Origin of the sequence: Enterobacter cloacae complex sp. IR5403 (assembly GCF_049238705.1) — a bacterium.
GTDB classification, from domain to species: Bacteria; Pseudomonadota; Gammaproteobacteria; order Enterobacterales; family Enterobacteriaceae; genus Enterobacter; species Enterobacter hormaechei_C.
On the sequence record NZ_JBMKHP010000020.1, the window covers coordinates 1 to 20698 of the forward strand.

The following is a 20698-nucleotide window of genomic DNA, read 5'->3' on the forward strand; positions in this document are numbered from 1 at the left end:
ACGCTTGCGTACTACGACCGAAAAACCCAGAGTGTGCTCCGGATAGACTGAAAAGTGTTACCTATGTTCCCGGTCTGATCTGTCACCTATGTATCCGGTCATACACTTCGCTTACCGGGCCTACAAAAGCACGAACGTTAACGCGACATCCCCTGCCCCATCTTTATCACCGCCGCAATATTCCTTGCGGCCATCTGTACATTCTGTTGCGCATTTTCCAGCGCGTCCTCCAGCGAGCAGATGGTGTAAATCACGCTGAATACGGCATCCAGTCCGTGCTCATGCACCACGCCAACATCCGCCGTCAGGCTGCCGGCAATGCCGATAACCGGCTTGTTATAGCGTTTCGCGACTCTCGCCACGCCAACGGGCACTTTGCCGTGGATCGTCTGGCTGTCGATACGCCCTTCGCCCGTGATCACCAGATCGGCATCCGCGACCTGTTCATCAAGATGCAGGGCATCGGTGACAATCTCAATCCCCTGACGGAGCTGTGCGCCGCAAAATGCATACAGCGCCGCCCCCATTCCGCCAGCCGCACCGCCGCCCGCCAGGTTTAAGACGTCAATATCCAGATCCCGGGCGATAATTTTTGCGTAATGCGCCAGCGCGTTGTCCAGCGTCCTGACCATCTCCGGCGACGCCCCTTTCTGCGGACCAAATACCGCAGAAGCGCCAGTCTCGCCGATCAGGGGGTTGGTCACATCGCAGGCCACTTCAATTCGACAGTCTGCCAGCCGCTTATCCAGCCCGCTAAGATCGATATGCGCAAGGCTTGCCAGTTCGCCGCCGCCCGGCCCAACGGGCTGTGCTTTCGCATCCAGCAGTTTTACGCCCAGCGCCTGCACCATGCCTGCGCCACCGTCATTGGTCGCGCTGCCTCCAATGCCAATAATGATATGCTTAACGCCCGCATCCAGCGCATGACGGATCAGTTCCCCGGTTCCCCAGGAGGTGGTGATTAACGGGTTACGCTTTGCGGGAGCAACAAGCTCCAGACCGCTCGCTGCCGCCATCTCGATAAAGGCGCTTTTCCCGTCTCCGGATAACCCGAAAAACCCTTCCACCCGTTCACCCAAAGGTCCGGTAACGGGAACATGGACAAGACGCCCATGCGTGGCAGCCACCATCGCTTCCACCGTCCCTTCGCCACCATCGGCAACCGGTAATTTGACATAGTCCGCTGACGGGAAAATTTCGCGAAAACCGACCTCTATCGCCGTCGCCACCTCCAGCGCGCTCAAGCTTTCCTTATACGAGTCCGGAGCGATAACAATTTTCATAAGCCATCCTTACGCATGTTAGTTACGTTAAGCATACACCACGTAAGGGACCACTCATGGGAGCGGTCCCAATGCGCTTATCGTACCATGCACGGACGTTTATTGTCGAATGTCCACTCTGGGATCAGGTATTGCATCGCCAGCGCGTCATCACGCGCGCCCAGGCCGTGTTTCTGGTACAGCTCATGCGCTTTCATGACCTGATCCATATCCAGCTCAACGCCCAGCCCCGGCGTAGCAGGAACTTGCACCATGCCGCCTTTGATTTCAAACGGCTGTTTGGTCAGGCGCTGGTTGCCCTCCTGCCAGATCCAGTGGGTGTCGATGGCGGTAATGTTGCCCGGCGCAGCAGCCGCTACGTGGGTGAACATCGCCAGCGAGATGTCGAAGTGGTTGTTGGAGTGCGAGCCCCAGGTCAGGCCGAACTCATGGCACATCTGCGCCACGCGAACCGAACCCTGCATCGTCCAGAAGTGCGGGTCTGCCAGCGGAATGTCCACCGATTGCAGCGAGAGCGTGTGCCCCATCTGACGCCAGTCGGTCGCGATCATGTTGGTAGCTGTTGGCAGCCCGGTGGCGCGACGGAACTCCGCCATCACTTCACGTCCGGAGAAACCCTGCTCTGCGCCGCACGGATCTTCCGCGTAGGCCAGCACGCCTTTGAGCTGCTTACCGATTTTTATCGCCTCATCAAGCGACCAGGCACCGTTCGGATCCAGCGTGACGCGCGCCTGCGGGAAGCGCTTCGCCAGCGCGGCGATCGCCTCTGCTTCTTCTTCACCCGCCAGTACGCCGCCTTTCAGCTTGAAGTCATTAAAGCCATATTTTTCATACGCGGCTTCCGCCAGGCGCACTACCGCGTCCGGGGTCATCGCTTCATCGTGACGCACACGATACCAGTCGCATTTTTCGTCCGGCTGGCTCTGGTACGGCAGCGGGGTGAGTTTGCGGTTGCCGATAAAGAACAGGTAGCCGAGCATTTCCACTTCGCTGCGCTGTTGGCCGTCTCCCAGCAGGGAGGCGACATTGACGCCCAGATGCTGGCCCAGCAGATCCAGCATCGCGGCTTCAATGCCCGTGACCACATGGATAGTGGTGCGCAGATCAAACGTTTGCAGACCACGGCCACCCGCATCACGATCGGCAAAGGTCGTTCGCACGCGAGTCAGCACATTTTTGTACTCGCCCAGCGTTTTACCCACCACCAGCGGAATGGCGTCCTCCAGCGTTTTACGGATCTTCTCCCCGCCCGGGATTTCACCGACACCGGTATGCCCTGAGTTGTCCTTGATCACCACAATATTACGGGTGAAGAACGGCGCATGGGCGCCGCTCAGGTTCATCAGCATGCTGTCATGTCCCGCGACAGGAATGATCTGCATGGAGGTGACTACAGGGGTAGAAAATGTGCTCATCGTTCGATCCTTTTATCAGTGACGTCCAAATACAGGGCGCTTACGGTCAAATGTCCAGCCGGGGATAAGGTATTGCATCGGGCCTGCGTCGTTACGCGCGCCGCCCGGCAGTTTTTTATACGCTTCATGCGCCTTGTGGATCTGATCCCAGTCAAGCTCCACGCCCAGCCCCGGCGCATCCGGTACGGCAATGGTGCCGTTTTTGATTTCAAGTGGATTTTTGGTCAGGCGCGCTTCGCCTTCCTGCCAGATCCAGTGCGTATCGATGGCGGTCGGGTTGCCCGGCGCCGCCGCGCCAACGTGGGTAAACATCGCCAGCGAAATGTCAAAATGGTTATTGGAGTGGCAGCCCCAGGTGAGCCCCCAGTCATCGCACAGCTGTGCCACGCGCACCGCGCCGGAAAGAGTCCAGAAGTGCGGGTCCGCCAGCGGTATGTCCACCGCATTCAGCATCACCGCATGGCCCATTTCACGCCAGTTGGTGGCGATCATGTTGGTCGCAACCGGCAGCCCGGTAGCGCGGCGGAATTCGGCCATCACCTCGCGGCCAGAAAAGCCCTGCTCGGCGCCGCACGGATCTTCCGCGTAGGTCAGCACGTCGCCCAGCCCTTTGCACAGCGCGATAGCTTCATCCAGCAGCCAGGCGCCGTTCGGATCGACGGTGATGCGTGCCTCCGGGAAGCGTTTTTTCAACGCGCGCACGCTGTCAATCTCCTGCTCGCCGGGCAGAACGCCGCCTTTCAGCTTGAAGTCTTTAAAGCCGTAGCGATCCTGCGCCGCCTCTGCCAGGCGTACCACCGCTTCGCCAGAGAGCGCCTCCTGATGACGCAGGTGATACCACGCGTGGCTGCCCGGCGAGCGTTCCAGATACGGCAGATCGGTTTTCGTCCGGTCGCCAACGTAGAACAGATAGCCCAGCACCGTTACCGCATCACGCTGTTTGCCTGGCCCCAGCAGTTCGCAGACCGGCACGTTCAGCGCCTTGCCCAGTAAATCGAGGAGAGCCGCCTCCAGCGCCGCCACCGCGTTAACGCGCAGTTCAAACGTCCAGGCGCCTTTGCCGAAGGTATCAAAATCCGCCGACTGGTTGCCCTTATGCACCCGCTGAACCACCTTGTTCAGGCGGGCGACCTCCTGCCCAACCACCTGCGGGATGGCGTCGACCAGCGTCTGGTAAATCACCTCTCCGCCAGGCGCTTCCCCGACGCCGGTATTCCCTGCGCTGTCGGTCAGCACCACAATGTTGCGGGTGAACCAGGCGTTATGCGCGCCACCAATGTTGAGCAGCATGCTGTCCTGCCCCGCCACCGGAATGACCTTCATCTCCGTCACGATCGGGCTTGATTGCGTTGTCATCATCCACGCTCCCCAACAGGTTTTAGTTCGATTCGTTTGATGTCACCCACCAGCACCAGATAACTGAGTACCGCCACCAGCGCATGGACGCCTACATAAATCAGCGCGCCGTTGAAGGAGCCGGTGGTGCCGACGATGTAACCGATAGCGATTGGGGTGACAATGCCGGAAATGTTGCCAAACATGTTGAACAGACCGCCGCTCAGGCCGCTGATCTCTTTCGGCGCGGTATCTGCCATCACCGCCCAGCCCAGTGCGCCAATGCCTTTACCGAAGAAGGCCATCGCCATAAAGCCGATAATCATCCACTCCGCGCTGACGTAGTTACAGAACACCATGGTCATGGAGAGCAGCATGCCGAGCACGATTGGCGTTTTACGCGCAATATTCAGCGAACCGGTACGACGCATCAGCCAGTCGGAGATGACCCCGCCAAGCACCCCGCCCACGAAGCCGCAGATGGCCGGCACGGAGGCGACAAACCCCGCCTTCAGAATCGACATCCCACGCGCCTGCACCAGGTAAACCGGGAACCAGGTGATAAAGAAGTAGGTTAAGGCGTTAATGCAGTACTGGCCGAGATAGATACCGATCATCATTCGTGAGCCGACGAGCTGTTTGATCTGCCCCCATTTCTGGCTGAACGGAACTTTAGCTTTCTGGGTTTTCTGATCCATGTTGATCAGCGCCCCACCTTCAGCAATGTAGTCCAGCTCTTTCTTGTTCACGCCCGGATGCTGGTTTGGTTCGTGGATCACTTTCAGCCAGATGAAGCTGATGACGATCCCCAGCCCGCCCATGAAGAAGAAGACGTGCGACCAGCCCACTTCGTGCGTCAGCCAGCCCATGATTGGCGCGAAAATAACCGTCGCAAAGTATTGCGCCGAGTTAAAGATGGCTACCGCCGTTCCCCTCTCCTGCGCCGGGAACCAGGCGGCCACAATACGGCTGTTGCCAGGGAATGATGGCGCTTCCGCTAAGCCCACCAGGAAGCGGAGGGTAAAGAGCGCAATGATAATGCCGAAGCCGCTGAAGATATCCACGAAGCCCTGTAACAGGGTAAACATCGACCAGATGAAAATGGACCAGAAATAGACCCGTTTTGAGCCAAAGCGGTCCAGCAGCCAGCCGCCAGGGATTTGGCCGATTACGTAGGCCCATGAAAATGCGGAGAAAACATAACCCATACCCACCGGATCAAGTCCGATATCTTTTGCCATCTCAGAGCCGGCAATGGATAACGTGGCACGGTCGCCGTAGTTGAAAGAGGTGACGATAAACAGCATCACCACTATCCAGTAGCGGGCGTTGGTGCGCTTCTCAGCTCTGCTCGCTGCGTGGCTTAATGTACTCATTGTTGCACTCCTGAAACATAGCTTTCGCCTGGTTCATTCTGTACAGCACCTGTAGGGTAATCAGAATGAGAGATTTGTGTTTGGTTTTGGTACGGCCCGAAGCCGTTTTATAGTGACGGGAAAAGTATATGAAGGAGTGCCTCTTCACCTCACCGTGCAAAAACACAGTATTGAAGGGCGTGAGGGAGGTTGTTTAGGGCATAAGCCCAGAGGAGTGGAAGGTGGTTCACGGAAATGGCGTTTGGGGCGGGGTGTAATGCCGGGTGGCGGCGACGCCTGACCCGGCCTGGCATTGGTATAGCGCAGGGTTATTTAAGCAGCGTTGCCCAGTGCTCGACCCACGGGTTTGATTCGCTTTCTGGCTCAGGGTGTTCACCCGCATCAATCAGTAACATCTCTCCGACGCGCTGAGCGCGCTGTTCCTGCAACAGCGCGTCGAACTGCTTACCGCCGCCGCAGAAATTGGCGTAAGAGCTATCGCCGAGGGCGATGATGCCATAGTGAACATCTGGCTGATAGCCAAGCTGGTCTTTAATGCCCTGGAAAAGCGGGACGATGCTGTCCGGCAGATCGCCCTGCCCGGTGGTGGAGGTCACCACCAGAATGTATTTATCTTTATACTTTTCCCAGTCCGCCAGCTCCGGATCTTCATAGACCGTTGCTTTATGGCCCTGGTTTACGAGGATTGCTTCCGCTTCCTCCGCCACCAGCAGCGAGTTGCCGTACATCGTGCCGACAAAAATGCCTACTTCAGCCATGCTTTGCTCCCGTAATTATTGCGCTTGCTGTTCATCCTGAACGTTGCCTGCGGCAAACTCAACCCTTTCATTTTCGGGGAGTTGTCCCAGCCAGCCAAACTGTGACAGCGCCTGCATCCAGACCTCGTCCAGCCCCGCGCGAATAGTCAGCGGTTCGCCGGTAAACGGGTGCGTCAGGCGTAGCTCGCTGGCGTGCAGCATCAGCCGGTTACAGCCAAAGTGCTCTGCCGCGCTGCGGTTCTGGCGCAGATCGCCGTGCTTGCTGTCGCCGATAATCGGGTGGCGCAGATGTGCAAGGTGACGGCGAAGCTGGTGCTTGCGCCCGGTTTTGGGCAAAAGCTCAACCAGACTGTATCGCGTGGTCGGAAATTTGCTGGTCGCCACCGGCAGTTCTGTGGTCGCCATGCCGCGATAGTCGGTCACCGCAGGCTGCGGGCCTTTATCCTCGCGGGCAAATTTATCGGCGATTTTATCCAGTTCCTCCACCAGCGGATAATCAAGCGTGGCGGAGTCCGTCAGCCAGCCACGCACGATGGCGTGGTAGCGTTTCTGGATCTGGTGCTGTTCAAACTGCTGCGCCAGCAGGCGCCCGGCCTCACTGGAAAGCCCCATCAGCAGAACGCCAGAGGTTGGCCGATCCAGACGATGAGCAGTAAAGACGTGCTGACCGATCTGATCGCGCACGGTTTGCATGACCACCACTTTCTCATCGCGATCGAGCCAGCTTCGGTGCACCAGCCAGCCGGACGGTTTATTCACCGCCACTAACCACTCATCCTGATAAAGGATCTCAAGCGTCATGCATCGTCACCGGCGAAAAGCGCATCCAGCTTTTCCAGTTCCACCAGCATCATGGCACGCGCCGGGTGGGTCGCTTCCAGCGCCATTTCGTAATAGGGAGAGACGGCAAAAGACGCGGGCAACGCGTGGCCACCTTCCAGCAGCGCGTGCATACGCGGAATTAAGACCCACTGGAGCCACTCGAACGGGGCCAGCGTATCCAGACAAAACGGTTGGGTGCTGGCGAACGCGTCTGGCTGCGGCGCGTTATCCTGCCACAGCTGATGCTGGCGCATAAGGGCTTCGATGGCGTGCAACTGCGCACGAACGTTGTCGTGATGCGACATATATACCTCAACTGAAAAACGGAATGGCGCGAAGCATAGCATTGCGGAAGACAGAAATAAAAAAAGGGAGCACTGTAAAAACAGTGCTCCCGGTTCGTTTCGCAGCATTCCAGCTACAATACGTGCTCCCTGCTCATCCGTGACAACTTTTCCTGATGCCCGAAGGCCTGGTCATCCCTTTACCTTTTGCTTCCTGCTCACATCGTCCTGATGTGTAGGTTTCATCCTGAAACGTCCTGGCCATCCTGACCCACCGACCATCCTGACCGGCTCTCGTTCTCCTTCCTGGAGGTGTCCCTTACGCGTCCTGCGTGATCCACTTTGCTTCATCCTGAAGCCTTCCTGCGGCGTCATCCTGACGTGTTCCTGGTAAGAAACGCCATCATCCTGATGTTCGTTTCTCGTGTCGGCATCCTGTCGACACAGATAGAATCCGCTATTCTGCTTCGTCTTACAACCCACCTTGTGAGCAATGTAAGCCAGGCGAAACGGGGGATTTCCTTTCAGAAAACCACTAACTTGTTGAAAGAGAAGTTAATATTAATCTGAAATTCCTAAGACAATGCTAATTGTTTCGGCGATGTCTCACAGAGCGTGTAAGAGATCTCTCACACGCCCAGTAGCATCATGGATTACAGAAGCGGCTCAATTCGGGTAAGGAAATCCGCAAGTGAAGGCGCGAGAACGTCGCGGTTGCGGGTGCCGAGCGTCTCTTTAATGACCTCGCCAGACAGGTTGCAGACAGAAATGACGTCCAGTTCACTGTCGAGCGTCGCAATAAAGAGAGTCGGAGAGAGCTTAAGGCGTTTTTGCGTGACCAGGTGACCAATGAGGTTTTCCTGAACGCGTTGCAGATCGTCTTCGCTCCAGGTTTGCAGCAGCGTCAGCGGCTGTACTGCAAAACATGCAGTCATATCCCCGGCAAACTGCGTGGTATAAAATGCATGAAGCGCAGGTTGTATCACAAGGTCCATCGCGCGTTCAACCGCATTTACATTCTGCTCGCCCGTGAACGGTTTCGGTTGCCAGATAACGTAATCATCCTGCGAAGCGATAATGCACGGTGACGGCACGCCATATAAGTCAGCACTTTGCGGCCACGTCCCCCGCTTTTCATGCCAGGCATCGCAATAGCGGGTCGTGAAGGACGTCAGGGCATTTGCAGTTTCGATATCCACCGATTTCTCTCTTCTTGTAAGACAGGATAAACTCAGCCCATAAGTGTACCTGTAAAGTGGCTATGAAACATGTCTTACGAAAATCATCAGGCGTTAACGGGCTTAACGCTGGGTAAATCGACCGATTACCGCGACACCTACGATGCAAGCCTGTTGCAGGGCGTGCCGCGCAGTCTGAACCGCGATCCGCTCGGGCTGCACGCTGACGCGCTGCCGTTTGTCGGCGGCGACATCTGGACGCTGTACGAACTCTCCTGGCTGAATGCGCGCGGTCTGCCGCAGGTGGCCGTGGGCCACGTCGAGCTGGATTACGCCAGCGTAAACCTGGTCGAATCCAAGAGCTTTAAGCTCTATCTCAACAGCTTTAACCAGACCAAATTTAACAGCTGGGACGAGGTACAACAGACGCTTGAACGGGATTTAAGCGCGTGCGCGCAGGGGAACGTAACCGTCTCGTTATACCGTCTGCATGAGCTGGAAGGACAGCCCATTGCCCATTTCCACGGCACCTGCATCGACGATCAGGACATTGAGGTGGAAAGCTATGAATTTAGCACCGACTACCTGGAAAACGCGGCGGGCGGAAAAGTGGTCAACGAGACGCTGGTCAGCCATCTGCTGAAATCCAACTGCCTTATCACCCATCAGCCGGACTGGGGCTCGGTACAGATCCAGTACCGCGGCCCGCAGATTGACCGTGAAAAGCTGCTGCGTTACCTGGTGTCATTCCGTCATCACAACGAATTCCACGAGCAGTGCGTGGAGCGCATCTTCAACGACATCCAGCGTTTCTGCCAGCCCGAAAAGCTGAGCGTTTACGCCCGCTACACCCGTCGCGGCGGCCTGGATATCAACCCGTGGCGCACCAATAGCGATTTTGTGCCTGCCACCGGACGGCTGGTGCGCCAGTAAGATAAATATTTTCACAATATGCGGGCGGTATTCCGCCCGAAGTGTTGTGAAACGTCATAAGCCAGGGCTATTGTAATCAACAGGGAAAGACGATAATCGTCCCATAAGGAGCTCACTTGATTACACATATTAGCCCGCTTGGCTCTATGGATATGTTGTCGCAGCTGGAAGTGGACATGCTTAAACGCACCGCCAGTAGCGACCTTTATCAACTGTTTCGTAACTGTTCACTTGCCGTACTGAACTCCGGAAGCCTGACCGACAACAGTAAAGAGCTGCTGTCCCGCTTCGAAAGTTTTGATATCAATGTGCTGCGCCGCGAGCGCGGGGTGAAGCTGGAAGTGATCAACCCGCCGGAAGACGCTTTTGTCGACGGGCGTATTATTCGCTCACTTCAGGCCAACCTGTTTGCCGTGCTGCGCGACATTCTGTTTGTTAACGGACAGATCAGCAACGCCGGTCGTTTCCAGCATCTTGACCTGGAAAGTTCCGTTCATATCACCAACCTGGTCTTCTCTATTCTGCGTAACGCCCGTGCCCTGCACGTGGGTGAAGCGCCGAACATGGTCGTCTGCTGGGGTGGTCACTCCATTAACGAAACCGAATACCTGTATGCCCGCCGCGTGGGGACGCAGCTCGGCCTGCGCGAACTGAATATCTGTACCGGTTGCGGTCCTGGCGCGATGGAAGCGCCGATGAAAGGCGCGGCAGTAGGACACGCGCAGCAACGCTATAAAGAAGGCCGTTTTATCGGCATGACCGAGCCGTCGATCATCGCCGCTGAGCCGCCTAACCCGCTGGTTAACGAACTGATTATTATGCCGGATATCGAAAAACGTCTTGAGGCGTTTGTCCGTATCGCGCACGGCATCATCATCTTCCCGGGCGGCGTAGGTACGGCGGAAGAGTTGCTTTATCTGCTCGGGATCCTGATGAACCCGGCCAACAAAGATCAGGTTCTGCCGCTGATCCTGACCGGCCCGAAAGAGAGCGCCGACTACTTCCGCGTGCTGGACGAGTTTATCGTGCATACGCTGGGCGAAGACGCGCGCCGTCACTACCGCATTATTATTGACGATGCCGCAGAAGTGGCCCGTCAGATGAAAAAAGCGATGCCGCTGGTGAAAGAGAATCGTCGTGATACCGGGGATGCCTACAGCTTTAACTGGTCCATCCGTATCGCACCGGATCTTCAGATCCCCTTCGAGCCGTCGCATGAAAACATGGCGAACCTTAAACTCTATCCGGATCAGCCGGTGGAAGTGCTGGCTGCCGACCTGCGTCGCGCCTTCTCTGGCATCGTGGCGGGGAACGTGAAAGAGGTTGGGATACGCGCAATTGAAGAGTTTGGCCCGTATAAGATCCACGGTGACCCGGAGATGATGCGCCGCATGGATGACATGTTGCAGGGCTTTGTCGCTCAGCACCGCATGAAGCTTCCGGGCTCTGCCTATATTCCGTGTTACGAAATCATCAAGTAAAGCGACATTTCTCTCCTCTCAAGCCGGATCGTCATCCGGCTTTTTTATTCGTGATGCAATTCATAGCGATCTTCAATATTATTAACAAACCTGACGCCTGCGCAAACGATTACCTCGTTTTTAAAACCGTAAATAATCAGCCTTAATCGAAATTACCCGCCAGAAAATCCTAAAATCCCATTTCTTTACAGCGAAAGACACCTATATCGCGGCTCGACCTTTTCGAAAACATGTCGTTAATGGTAGCCTTCGCGCCCGTAAATTCTCTTTGATGTTTTTTTAACAGATAAATGGTCTAAAGATACCCACATCACAAGTGGATTATTGCATTTGGGATCGCGATCACTGATAGATTCATAACTAGAATGTATCTTTCCGCCCGCCAATAGTTACGGGCAAAAATTATTAAAAAACCGTCACTGAACGAATTTCATATTACCGTCAGGCACTTTTTCATCGGATTTGACTAAAAACCTGACAATTTGCTTCCTCCAGGAGATACAGATGGAAACCACTCAAACCAGCACCGTTGCTTCGATTGAATCCCGAAGCGCCTGGCGCAAAACGGATACCATGTGGATGCTTGGCCTGTACGGCACAGCAATCGGCGCTGGTGTACTGTTCCTTCCTATCAACGCAGGTGTCGGCGGTATGATCCCGCTGATCATCATGGCTCTCATCGCCTTCCCGATGACCTTCTTTGCACACCGCGGCCTGACCCGCTTCGTGCTGTCCGGTAAAAACCCGGGCGAAGACATCACTGAAGTCGTTGAAGAACACTTCGGCGTCGGCGCAGGTAAGCTGATTACCCTGCTCTACTTCTTCGCGATTTACCCGATTCTGCTGGTGTATAGCGTTGCTATCACCAACACCGTTGAAAGCTTTATGATGCACCAGCTTCAGATGACCCCGCCGCCGCGTGCGATTCTGTCCCTGATCCTGATCGTCGGTATGATGACCATCGTGCGCTTCGGCGAGCAGATGATTGTGAAAGCGATGAGCGTGCTGGTGTTCCCGTTTGTTGCAGCCCTGATGGTGCTGGCTCTGTACCTGATCCCACAGTGGAACGGCGCTGCGCTGGAAACCCTGTCTCTCAGCAGCGCATCCACGACCGGCAACGGTCTGCTGCTGACCCTGTGGCTGGCAATCCCGGTGATGGTGTTCTCCTTCAACCACTCGCCAATCATCTCTTCCTTCGCGGTAGCGAAGCGTGAAGAGTACGGCAATGGCGCAGAGAAGAAGTGCTCCAGCATCCTGGCTCGCGCGCACATCATGATGGTACTGACCGTCATGTTCTTCGTGTTCAGCTGCGTGCTGAGCCTCTCCCCGGCGGATCTGGCGGCGGCGAAAGAGCAGAACATCTCTATTCTGTCTTACCTGGCAAACCACTTTAACGCACCGCTGATTGCGTGGATGGCGCCGATCATCGCGATTATCGCCATCACCAAATCCTTCCTGGGCCACTACCTGGGCGCACGTGAAGGCTTCAACGGCATGGTGATTAAATCTCTGCGCGGTAAAGGCAAGACCATTGAAATCAACCGTCTGAACAAAATCACTGCGCTGTTCATGCTGGTGACCACCTGGGCGGTAGCCACCCTGAACCCAAGCATTCTGGGCATGATTGAAACCCTGGGCGGCCCGATTATCGCGATGATCCTGTTCCTGATGCCGATGTACGCGATTCAGAAAGTGCCTGCGATGCGTAAATACAGCGGCCATATCAGCAACGTGTTCGTTGTTGTGATGGGCCTGATTGCCATCTCCGCTATTTTCTACTCGCTGTTCAGCTAATACCTCCTGCGCCGTCTGCGGACGGCGCACTTCTCCCCTCTGACTGAAGCAATGGACGCATCATGATTAGCGTATTCGATATCTTCAAAATCGGTATTGGTCCTTCCAGCTCTCACACCGTCGGACCAATGAAAGCCGGTAAACAATTCACGGATGACTTGATTGCACGCGGCATTTTGCACGACATCACCCGCGTGGTTGTCGATGTATATGGTTCCCTTTCCCTGACCGGTAAAGGCCACCATACCGATATTGCCATTATCATGGGGCTGGCGGGTAATCTGCCGGATACCGTAGATATTGATGCAATACCTGGCTTTATCCAGGACGTGAACACCCATGGTCGTTTGCTGCTGGCGAACGGCGAGCATGAGGTTGAATTCCCGGTTGATCACTGCATGAATTTCCATGCGGATAACCTGTCGCTGCACGAAAACGGCATGCGCATTACCGCGCTGGCCGGCGACAAAGCGGTTTACAGCCAGACGTATTACTCCATCGGTGGCGGGTTTATCGTCGACGAGGACCATTTTGGTCAAAGCACTAATTCTGCCGTTGACGTGCCGTACCCGTACAAAAACGCGGCCGACTTACAGCGTCACTGCCAGGAGACAGGCCTTTCTCTCTCCGGCCTGATGATGAAAAACGAGCTGGCTCTGCACAGCAAAGAGGAGCTGGAACAGCACTTCGCTAACGTCTGGGAAGTGATGCGCAGCGGCATTGAGCGCGGGATCACCACCGAAGGCGTGCTGCCGGGTAAACTGCGTGTTCCGCGTCGTGCGGCTGCGCTGCGCCGCATGCTGGTCAGCACCGACAAAACCACCACCGACCCGATGGCCGTCGTCGACTGGATCAACATGTTCGCGCTGGCGGTGAACGAAGAGAACGCCGCGGGTGGCCGCGTTGTCACCGCGCCAACCAACGGGGCGTGCGGCATTGTTCCGGCGGTTCTGGCGTATTACGACAAGTTTATCCGTGAAGTGAACGCAAACTCACTCGCGCGCTACCTGCTGGTCGCCAGTGCGATTGGCTCACTGTACAAGATGAACGCCTCAATTTCCGGCGCGGAAGTAGGCTGTCAGGGTGAAGTGGGCGTCGCCTGCTCTATGGCGGCGGCGGGTCTGGCCGAATTGCTGGGCGCAAGTCCTGCGCAGGTTTGTATTGCGGCGGAAATCGGCATGGAACATAACCTGGGGCTGACCTGCGATCCGGTCGGCGGACAGGTTCAGGTGCCATGCATCGAACGTAACGCCATCGCCTCTGTGAAAGCGGTGAACGCGGCCCGTATGGCGCTGCGTCGTACCAGCGAACCGCGCGTCTGCCTCGACAAGGTTATCGAAACCATGTACGAAACCGGTAAAGATATGAACGCCAAATACCGCGAAACCTCCCGCGGTGGTCTGGCGATGAAGATCGTCACCTGCGATTAAGCCTCTCAGGAAGCCTCGTTTTGCGAGGCTTCTTCCTGTTTTCCCCACCATTCATAGTTTCATGCTGCGCTCAGTGTTACCCTTCACCCATTAGACAGAAGGGAGATTATCTGTGGCCGTTCATTTGCTTATCGTCGATGCACTTAACCTGATTCGCCGTATTCATGCGGTACAGGGCACACCCTGCAAGGACACCTGTTTACACGCGCTGGAGCAGCTCATTCGCCATAGCGAACCCACCCACGCTGTTGCCGTATTCGACGATGAAGCACGCAATACCGGCTGGCGGCACCAGCGCCTGCCGGACTACAAAGCCGGGCGTGCGCCGATGCCGGACGATCTGCACGCAGAAATGCCCGTGATCCGCGCGGCCTTTGAGCAGCGCGGCGTTCCGTGCTGGGGCGCCCACGGTAATGAGGCTGACGATTTAGCCGCAACGCTGGCAGTTAAAATCGCGAGCGCCGGGCATCAGGCGACCATCGTTTCAACCGACAAAGGCTACTGCCAGCTGCTCTCTCCAACGATCCGCATCCGGGACTACTTTCAAAAACGCTGGCTGGACGCGCCATTCATTGCCAGCGAGTTTGGCGTATCGCCTGCGCAACTGCCGGATTACTGGGGGCTGGCGGGGATCAGCAGCTCTAAAGTGCCGGGTGTCGCCGGTATTGGCCCCAAAAGCGCCGCACAGCTGCTGACGGAGTTTCAGAGTCTGGAAGGAATTTACGCCAGGCTTGATGAAGTGCCGGAAAAATGGCGCAAGAAGCTGAAGGCGCATAAAGAGATGGCGTTTATCTGCCGGGAGGTAGCGACGCTACAGACGGATTTACAGCTGGACGGGAATTTACAGCAGTTAAGGTTAGAGCGTTAAAACAACCACACGATTTTGTAGGCCCGGTAAGCGCAGCGCCACCGGGCGTTACAAACGTTATCGCTCGTCGCGACGCCCACCCACGGCCGCCCACCAGCGACGGATATGCACCGTCACTTCTTCGCGGTCGTGATAAAGCTGACGCGCCTGGATTTCCGCGTTAATCCCGTGTTCGTCCAGCTGCTGCTGAATATAGGCCAGGTTCTGCGACACCTCTTCGTAGCGCTTTTTCATCGGCAGCTTGAGGTTGAAAATCGTCTCACGACACCAGCCGTTCACCAGCCAGGAGGCCATCAGCGCCGCAACTTTTGCCGGTTTTTCTACCATGTCGCACACCATCCAGGAGATGTTGTTGCGGTTCGGGCGATAGCGGAAGCCGTCCTCACGCAGCCAGGTGACCTGCCCGGTATCCATCAGGCTTTGCGCCATCGGGCCGTTATCCACAGACGAAACCCACATGTTGCGTTTCACCAGCTGATAGGTCCAGCCGCCCGGGCACGCGCCAAGGTCGACGGCATACATGCCGTTTGCCAGACGTTCGTCCCACTCGTCCGCCGGGATAAAGACGTGAAACGCCTCTTCCAGCTTGAGGGTTGAACGGCTCGGCGCGTCTGCCGGGAAGCGCAGACGCGGGATCCCCATAAAGAACGGCGAGTTATTGGTGGTATACGAGTAGCCTGCGTAGCAACATCCTGGCGCAATAAAGAAGATATGCACAACCGGACGCTTTGCCGTTTCGTAGTTAGTCAGCACGCCCGCATCACGCAGCGCCGCGCGCAGCGGCACGGTGAACTTACGGCAGAACTTCATCAGCTCTTTGCTTTCGTTGGTGTCGGCCACTTCCACGCGCAAATCGCCGCCCTTCTCCACCACGCCCTGCAACAGGCCAACAATCGGCGTGATGCGATCTTCCGGCGGAAGATCTTTCAGCAGTTCACCCGCGACAAACATCTGACGGGCGAAAATCAATGAGCTGAACGGCAGTTCGCGCGCCAGCTTGTCGGCATCATCAGGCTGATAGCATTCAAATACCACATAGCCCGCGTTCTCTTTGACGCGAGCGAATCCGAAGACTTCACGCTTCGCCGCTTTATCGGTGATTTCCGCGGCGCACTCTTTCTCAAACCCCGGGCGACAATATAAAACAACCTTATTCATGAACAACGCCCTTGCGTTTCAGACGGATAGCTCCGATAAACATTAACACCCAACCCGCCAGGAAGCTGACGCCGCCGACAGGTGTAACAAACGCCCACAGGCGTAAATGCGACAGCGCCAGACAGTAAAGACTGCCGCTGAACAGTACGGTACCCAGCGCCAGAAAGACGCTGCTCCAGTAAAACCAGATGCTGATGCGGCGCTGCATCGCCACCGCCAGCCCAAAAATCGCCAGCGTGTGGAACGCCTGATATTCAAGGCCGGTCTGGATCCAGCCCATCTCCACAACGCCCAGAGATTTGCTTAAGACATGCGCGCCAAACGCGCCCAGAGCTACAAAAATAAAGCCACTCACCGCGGCGAAAATCAGCATGAATCGGCTGGTCATGTTTAAGTCCTGAATTGATGCGTGCCCGGCACACAAACGTTATTGTTCATACCTGAAGCGGAATTTTTCTTGCTCGCTTGCCGCTTTCGCCAGTATCCACTGCCGGAAAGCGGCTATTTTACCCAGTTCTGCCTGACTGTCATGACAAACCAGATAAAATGCATTCTTGCTGACCAGTACATCGTTAAATGGGCAAACCAGACGGCCTGCCTCAATTTCGGACTGCGCCATAACGTTGTTTGCCAACGCCACGCCCTGCCCGTGAATGGCAGCCTGTAGCACCATCGCGCTGTGGCTAAAAATGGGACCCTGCTGCACGTTTATATGATTAAGACCTAACTGGCGGGTATAAGTTTGCCAGTCGCGACGCGACGCATCGTGCAAAAGCGTATGTTGCGCCAGATCGGCTGGCGTTTTGAGCGCTTTATCCCCCGTCAGCAGCAGCGGTGAACAGACCGGCAACAGATATTCTGCGTATAATTTTTCCACACGCAAGCCCGGCCAGTTACCGCGACCGTAAAAAATCGCCACGTCCACATCATCTGCAAGCTTGTCTTCCTGACGGTCCACCGCCTGGATTCGGACATCGATTCCCGGATAAGTTGAGTTAAAGCTTGAGAGTCGCGGCACCAGCCACTGAATGGCAAAACTGGGCAATAAACTCACAGTCAGAGCGCCTTTTGCACTCCGGGCCTGAAGTTTACGAGTGGCCTCCGTCAGCTGGGAAAAAATCTCTTTAATATCCTGAAAATAGCTCTGCCCCTCTTCGGTCAACAGCAACGAACGGTTGCGTCGACGGAACAGCTTAAGCCCCAGAAAATCCTCCAGAGACTTGATTTGATGACTTACTGCGGCCTGCGTCACAAAAAGCTCATCGGCTGCGCGGGTGAAGCTGAGGTGGCGTGCTGCTGCATCAAAAACACGTAATGCATTAAGGGGTGGCAATCGCTTGGACATGGTTATCTGGCTTAGATGTTAACGAGATTTAACATATAGGAAACAACGTTTAACCTATTAGTTTTTTTTATCTGAGCCATTATAATTTGTCCGTTGAGGAACTACCAGCAAATACCTATAGTGGCGGCACTTCCTGAGCCGGAACGAAAAGCTTTTTTTGGAATGCGTGTTCTGAAGGGCTTTTGGCTTACGGTTGTGATGTTGTGTTGTTGTGTTTGCAATTGGTCTGCGATTCAGACCACGGTAGCAACGCTACCAATTTTTCACTTCCTGTACATTTACCCTGTCTGTCCATAGTGATTAATGTAGCACCGCCAACTTGCGGTGCTTTTTTTTCGCTTATCTAACTGTTAATGCTCGATTTCCTTCATCTCTTTCACGTCACTGCGGTTGATCTGCTGTTTGTTCCCGTTAGCATCTTTGTAAGAAATCATCCCGGTATCATTATCGGTTGTCGGTTTCCCTTCAGAGACGATAGATCGACCATCGTTGGTATGCATTACGTAGTTATTACCAGAACAGGCGCTCAGGGCAAAGGTCAACGCACAGGCAGAAATGATTGCAGCTGTCTTTTTCATGATTATCTCCTTTAGCAATTAATGCTATTCAAACCTCGATTTATAACAGGCTAAAACATCCGCCTAACACTATTTAGCATAACCTGCTTTTTCAGACTCGCCAGGATAAGCAGACAAATCTGATAGATATCAACTTCCTTGCCCTGCCGATGAATTTGCGCGACGATCGTAGAATCGATATGAGGAATTCCATGAACGCTTTCAGTCCTGCGCAGTTTCGCGCACAGTTTCCTGCGCTGGCCGATGCCGGCATTTATCTTGATAGCGCCGCCACGGCCCTTAAACCGCAGGCGGTGATTGAGGCAACCCGCCAGTTTTACAGCCTGAGCGCCGGGAACGTGCACCGCAGCCAGTATGCCGACGCGCAGCGCTTAACGGCGCAATACGAAGCCGCACGGGATCAGGTCGCGCGCCTGATCAATGCTGACAGCGGTAAGAACATCGTCTGGACGCGGGGCACCACAGAGGCCATTAACATGGTGGCGCAATGTTACGCGCGTCCGCTGTTGCAGCCCGGGGATGAGATCATCGTCAGCGAGGCGGAACACCACGCCAACCTGGTACCCTGGCTGATGGTGGCCGAACAAACCGGGGCACGGGTTGTAAAGCTCCCGTTGGGTGCGGACTTCCTGCCTGACATGGCGCGTCTGCCTGAGCTGATTACGCCGCGCAGCCGTATTCTGGCGCTGGGGCAGATGTCCAACGTCACCGGCGGCTGCCCGGATCTGGCGCGTGCCATTGAGATTGCCCATGCCAGCGGCGTGGTGGTGATGGTCGACGGTGCGCAGGGTGTGGTGCATTTTCCGGCTGACGTTCAGGCGCTGGATATCGACTTCTATGCCTTCTCAGGACACAAATTGTACGGGCCAACCGGTATCGGCGCGCTGTACGGCAAAGCTGAACTGCTGGCCCGGATGACGCCGTGGCTCGGCGGCGGCAAGATGATTACCGAAGTCACCTTCGACGGTTTTAAAACGCAGGATGTACCCTACCGCCTGGAAGCCGGTACCCCAAACGTGGCCGGGGTTATCGGTCTGAGCGCAGCGCTCGAATGGCTGGCAGAAACGGACGTGGTTCAGGCTGAAAGCTGGAGCCGGGGTCTGGCGACGCTGGCGGAAGAAGAACTGAAAAAACGTCCGGGTTTTCGTTCGTTCCGCGTCCAGGACTCCAGCCTGCTCGCCTTTGATTTCGCGGGCGTGCACCATAGCGACATGGTGACGTTGCTTGCCGGATACGGCATTGCCCTGCGTGCCGGACAGCACTGCGCCCAGCCGCTGCTGGCGGCCATTGGCGTGAGCGGTACCCTGCGCGCCTCGTTTGCACCGTACAATACAAAAAGCGACGTCGATGCGCTGGTTTCCGCCGTCGACCGCGCCCTGGAATTACTGGTGGATTAATGACAAGTTCAGCTTTAGCCGGGCACCCGTTCGGCACCGTTATTACTGAAGAGACGTTAAAACAGACCTTCGTCCCGCTCACGCAGTGGGAAGATAAATATCGTCAGCTGATCCTGCTGGGTAAACAGTTGCCCACGCTGTCAGACGAGCTGAAATCACAGGCGAAGGAGATCGCAGGCTGCGAGAACCGCGTCTGGCTTGGGTTTAGCGTATCCGGAGAGAAACTGCATTTCTTCGGCGACAGCGAGGGACGCATTGTTCGCGGTCTGCTGGCGGTGCTGTTGACCGCAATCGAAGGGAAAAGCGCCGCAGAGCTGCTGGCGCATTCTCCGCTGGCGCTGTTTGATGAGCTGGGACTTCGCGCGCAGCTTAGCGCCTCGCGCGGTCAGGGACTGATTGCGCTAAACGACGCGGTACTGGATGCCGCCCATCAGGCTCAGGCCTGACGTTCCGCCTTCGCCATCATCTTCTTCAGGGCGTGAGAGACCGCCACAAAGCCGAAGGAGGCGGTCACCATGGTGGCCGCTCCAAACCCTGAGGCACAATCCATCCGCTTTGGCCCTTCCGCCGTGCTTTTCATTGCACAGACCGAACCATCCGCCTGCGGATAAACCAGCGCTTCTGTCGAGAACACACAGTCCACGCCCAGCTTGCCTTTGCTATTTTTCACCACGTTGAAGTCGCTTTTTAAGCGCTCGCGTAGCTTAGCGGCCAGCGGATCCTGAATGGTCTTCGCCAGATCCGCCACCTGGATCTGCGTCGGATCAATTTGTCCACCCGCGCCGCCCGTTGTCACCAGCGGCACCTTGTAACGACGACAGTAAGCGATCAGCGCCGCTTTTGGCCGCACGCTGTCGATGGCATCAATCACATAGCTGTAGCCTTTGCTCATGTACTCCGCGACGTTATCTGCCGTCACAAAGTCGTCGATCACCGTCACACTACACTCCGGGTTGATGAGACGAATACGCTCCGCCATCACCTCGGACTTCGCCAGACCGACGTTATCACGCAGGGCGTGGATCTGACGGTTAGTGTTAGTGACGCAGACGTCATCCATATCAATCAACGTAATTGCGCCAATGCCGGTTCTCGCCAGCGCTTCTGCCGCCCACGAACCCACACCACCAATGCCCACCACGCAGACATGCGCATCCGCGAACAGTTGCAGGGCTTTTTCACCATATAACCGTGCCGTGCCGCCGAAACGCTGGCGCCAGGCATCGCTGATTACCACAGACATAAAACCTCAGATGTAAAAAG

General features: G+C 55.9%; 20 protein-coding genes. 7 read left to right on the forward strand and 13 right to left on the reverse strand.

The features are described 5' to 3' along the window. Positions 1-137: 137 nt before the first annotated feature. The 8 genes from ACOTW6_RS19905 to syd form a co-directional block, all read right to left on the reverse strand. Positions 138-1283 carry a glycerate kinase gene (locus tag ACOTW6_RS19905; protein ID WP_063132980.1) on the reverse strand — a complete coding sequence of 382 codons (1146 nt, stop codon included), beginning with the start codon at positions 1281-1283 and terminating at the stop codon, positions 138-140. 77 nt (positions 1284-1360) lie between these two features. Further along, positions 1361-2698 carry a glucarate dehydratase gene (gene gudD / locus ACOTW6_RS19910; RefSeq protein WP_032619132.1) on the reverse strand — a complete coding sequence of 446 codons (1338 nt, stop codon included), beginning with the start codon at positions 2696-2698 and terminating at the stop codon, positions 1361-1363. A 15-nt stretch (positions 2699-2713) separates the two neighbouring features. Next, positions 2714-4054, reverse strand: coding sequence for an enolase C-terminal domain-like protein (locus tag ACOTW6_RS19915; RefSeq protein ID WP_026094263.1), 1341 nt, complete (start codon positions 4052-4054; stop codon positions 2714-2716). Continuing rightward, positions 4054-5409, reverse strand: coding sequence for a galactarate/glucarate/glycerate transporter GudP (gudP, locus tag ACOTW6_RS19920; protein WP_213789025.1), 1356 nt, complete (start codon positions 5407-5409; stop codon positions 4054-4056). The genes ACOTW6_RS19915 and gudP overlap by 1 nt, the downstream gene beginning before the upstream one ends. 308 nt (positions 5410-5717) lie before the next feature. Further along, a complete protein-coding gene (locus tag ACOTW6_RS19925) occupies positions 5718-6167 on the reverse strand; it encodes a flavodoxin (protein ID WP_032619131.1) in 450 nt (149 codons plus the stop codon). A 15-nt stretch (positions 6168-6182) separates the two neighbouring features. After that, positions 6183-6968, reverse strand: coding sequence for a tRNA pseudouridine(65) synthase TruC (gene truC / locus ACOTW6_RS19930; RefSeq protein ID WP_062933161.1), 786 nt, complete (start codon positions 6966-6968; stop codon positions 6183-6185). Further along, a complete protein-coding gene (locus ACOTW6_RS19935; RefSeq protein ID WP_017382834.1) occupies positions 6965-7294 on the reverse strand; it encodes a YqcC family protein in 330 nt (109 codons plus the stop codon). Before ACOTW6_RS19935 ends, truC begins: the two co-directional genes overlap by 4 nt. Positions 7295-7926: 632 nt before the next feature. Next, positions 7927-8472 (reverse strand): SecY-interacting protein, encoded by a 546-nt coding sequence (gene syd / locus ACOTW6_RS19940; RefSeq protein ID WP_213789024.1) that lies wholly within the window; start codon positions 8470-8472, stop codon positions 7927-7929. Between the two features lie 69 nt (positions 8473-8541). Here syd and queF point away from each other — a divergent pair, with 69 nt between their 5' ends. The 5 genes from queF (at position 8542) to xni (ending at position 14957) form a co-directional block, all read left to right on the forward strand. Continuing rightward, the gene (gene queF / locus ACOTW6_RS19945; RefSeq protein ID WP_047050207.1) at positions 8542-9384 is read left to right on the forward strand and encodes an NADPH-dependent 7-cyano-7-deazaguanine reductase QueF; all 843 of its coding nucleotides are present in this window, start codon (positions 8542-8544) and stop codon (positions 9382-9384) included. Between the two features lie 116 nt (positions 9385-9500). Continuing rightward, positions 9501-10865 carry a nucleotide 5'-monophosphate nucleosidase PpnN gene (ppnN, locus tag ACOTW6_RS19950; RefSeq protein ID WP_003862748.1) on the forward strand — a complete coding sequence of 455 codons (1365 nt, stop codon included), beginning with the start codon at positions 9501-9503 and terminating at the stop codon, positions 10863-10865. Between the two features lie 504 nt (positions 10866-11369). After that, positions 11370-12659, forward strand: coding sequence for an HAAAP family serine/threonine permease (locus ACOTW6_RS19955; protein WP_045907382.1), 1290 nt, complete (start codon positions 11370-11372; stop codon positions 12657-12659). Positions 12660-12721: 62 nt separating this feature from the next. Further along, positions 12722-14089: an L-serine ammonia-lyase gene (locus ACOTW6_RS19960; protein ID WP_047050212.1), complete on the forward strand. Its 1368-nt coding sequence runs from the start codon at positions 12722-12724 to the stop codon at positions 14087-14089. Between the two features lie 112 nt (positions 14090-14201). Further along, the gene (gene xni, locus ACOTW6_RS19965) at positions 14202-14957 is read left to right on the forward strand and encodes a flap endonuclease Xni (RefSeq protein ID WP_213789023.1); all 756 of its coding nucleotides are present in this window, start codon (positions 14202-14204) and stop codon (positions 14955-14957) included. 57 nt (positions 14958-15014) lie between these two features. Here the strand turns inward: xni and rlmM are convergent, their stop codons facing one another. The 4 genes from rlmM to ACOTW6_RS19985 all read right to left on the reverse strand — a co-directional run bounded on the left by rlmM (position 15015) and on the right by ACOTW6_RS19985 (position 18038). Then, on the reverse strand, positions 15015-16115 hold the full coding sequence (gene rlmM / locus ACOTW6_RS19970) for a 23S rRNA (cytidine(2498)-2'-O)-methyltransferase RlmM (protein ID WP_063132983.1): 1101 nt from the start codon (positions 16113-16115) through the stop codon (positions 15015-15017). After that, positions 16108-16503 (reverse strand): DUF423 domain-containing protein, encoded by a 396-nt coding sequence (locus ACOTW6_RS19975; RefSeq protein WP_003862756.1) that lies wholly within the window; start codon positions 16501-16503, stop codon positions 16108-16110. The genes rlmM and ACOTW6_RS19975 overlap by 8 nt, the downstream gene beginning before the upstream one ends. Positions 16504-16542: 39 nt before the next feature. Next, the gene (gene gcvA / locus ACOTW6_RS19980) at positions 16543-17460 is read right to left on the reverse strand and encodes a glycine cleavage system transcriptional regulator GcvA (RefSeq protein ID WP_003862758.1); all 918 of its coding nucleotides are present in this window, start codon (positions 17458-17460) and stop codon (positions 16543-16545) included. 350 nt (positions 17461-17810) lie between these two features. Further along, a complete protein-coding gene (locus tag ACOTW6_RS19985) occupies positions 17811-18038 on the reverse strand; it encodes a YgdI/YgdR family lipoprotein (RefSeq protein WP_015571738.1) in 228 nt (75 codons plus the stop codon). Positions 18039-18229: 191 nt separating this feature from the next. Here ACOTW6_RS19985 and csdA point away from each other — a divergent pair, with 191 nt between their 5' ends. Beyond that, the gene (gene csdA / locus ACOTW6_RS19990) at positions 18230-19435 is read left to right on the forward strand and encodes a cysteine desulfurase CsdA (protein ID WP_062933165.1); all 1206 of its coding nucleotides are present in this window, start codon (positions 18230-18232) and stop codon (positions 19433-19435) included. Continuing rightward, on the forward strand, positions 19435-19881 hold the full coding sequence (gene csdE, locus ACOTW6_RS19995) for a cysteine desulfurase sulfur acceptor subunit CsdE (RefSeq protein WP_015571740.1): 447 nt from the start codon (positions 19435-19437) through the stop codon (positions 19879-19881). The genes csdA and csdE overlap by 1 nt, the downstream gene beginning before the upstream one ends. On the opposite strand, the gene tcdA is transcribed toward csdE, so the two are convergent. Further along, positions 19872-20678 carry a tRNA cyclic N6-threonylcarbamoyladenosine(37) synthase TcdA gene (gene tcdA, locus ACOTW6_RS20000; protein ID WP_015571741.1) on the reverse strand — a complete coding sequence of 269 codons (807 nt, stop codon included), beginning with the start codon at positions 20676-20678 and terminating at the stop codon, positions 19872-19874. The two genes, csdE and tcdA, sit on opposite strands and share 10 nt — an antisense overlap. Positions 20679-20698 lie beyond the last annotated feature (20 nt).

Excerpts from the sequence above, each read along its gene's own strand:
- ACOTW6_RS19975 (WP_003862756.1), bottom strand. The coding sequence starts at position 16,503 with ATGACCAGCCGATTCATGCTGATTTTCGCCGCGGTGAGTGGCTTTATT.
- queF (WP_047050207.1), top strand. The coding sequence starts at position 8,542 with ATGTCTTACGAAAATCATCAGGCGTTAACGGGCTTAACGCTGGGTAAA.
- rlmM (WP_063132983.1), bottom strand. The coding sequence starts at position 16,115 with ATGAATAAGGTTGTTTTATATTGTCGCCCGGGGTTTGAGAAAGAGTGC.
- ACOTW6_RS19955 (WP_045907382.1), top strand. The coding sequence starts at position 11,370 with ATGGAAACCACTCAAACCAGCACCGTTGCTTCGATTGAATCCCGAAGC.
- ACOTW6_RS19935 (WP_017382834.1), bottom strand. The coding sequence starts at position 7,294 with ATGTCGCATCACGACAACGTTCGTGCGCAGTTGCACGCCATCGAAGCC.
- ACOTW6_RS19985 (WP_015571738.1), bottom strand. The coding sequence starts at position 18,038 with ATGAAAAAGACAGCTGCAATCATTTCTGCCTGTGCGTTGACCTTTGCC.
- ACOTW6_RS19960 (WP_047050212.1), top strand. The coding sequence starts at position 12,722 with ATGATTAGCGTATTCGATATCTTCAAAATCGGTATTGGTCCTTCCAGC.
- truC (WP_062933161.1), bottom strand. The coding sequence starts at position 6,968 with ATGACGCTTGAGATCCTTTATCAGGATGAGTGGTTAGTGGCGGTGAAT.
- tcdA (WP_015571741.1), bottom strand. The coding sequence starts at position 20,678 with ATGTCTGTGGTAATCAGCGATGCCTGGCGCCAGCGTTTCGGCGGCACG.
- ACOTW6_RS19915 (WP_026094263.1), bottom strand. The coding sequence starts at position 4,054 with ATGACAACGCAATCAAGCCCGATCGTGACGGAGATGAAGGTCATTCCG.
- ACOTW6_RS19925 (WP_032619131.1), bottom strand. The coding sequence starts at position 6,167 with ATGGCTGAAGTAGGCATTTTTGTCGGCACGATGTACGGCAACTCGCTG.
- csdE (WP_015571740.1), top strand. The coding sequence starts at position 19,435 with ATGACAAGTTCAGCTTTAGCCGGGCACCCGTTCGGCACCGTTATTACT.
- gudP (WP_213789025.1), bottom strand. The coding sequence starts at position 5,409 with ATGAGTACATTAAGCCACGCAGCGAGCAGAGCTGAGAAGCGCACCAAC.
- gudD (WP_032619132.1), bottom strand. The coding sequence starts at position 2,698 with ATGAGCACATTTTCTACCCCTGTAGTCACCTCCATGCAGATCATTCCT.
- ACOTW6_RS19905 (WP_063132980.1), bottom strand. The coding sequence starts at position 1,283 with ATGAAAATTGTTATCGCTCCGGACTCGTATAAGGAAAGCTTGAGCGCG.
- csdA (WP_062933165.1), top strand. The coding sequence starts at position 18,230 with ATGAACGCTTTCAGTCCTGCGCAGTTTCGCGCACAGTTTCCTGCGCTG.
- gcvA (WP_003862758.1), bottom strand. The coding sequence starts at position 17,460 with ATGTCCAAGCGATTGCCACCCCTTAATGCATTACGTGTTTTTGATGCA.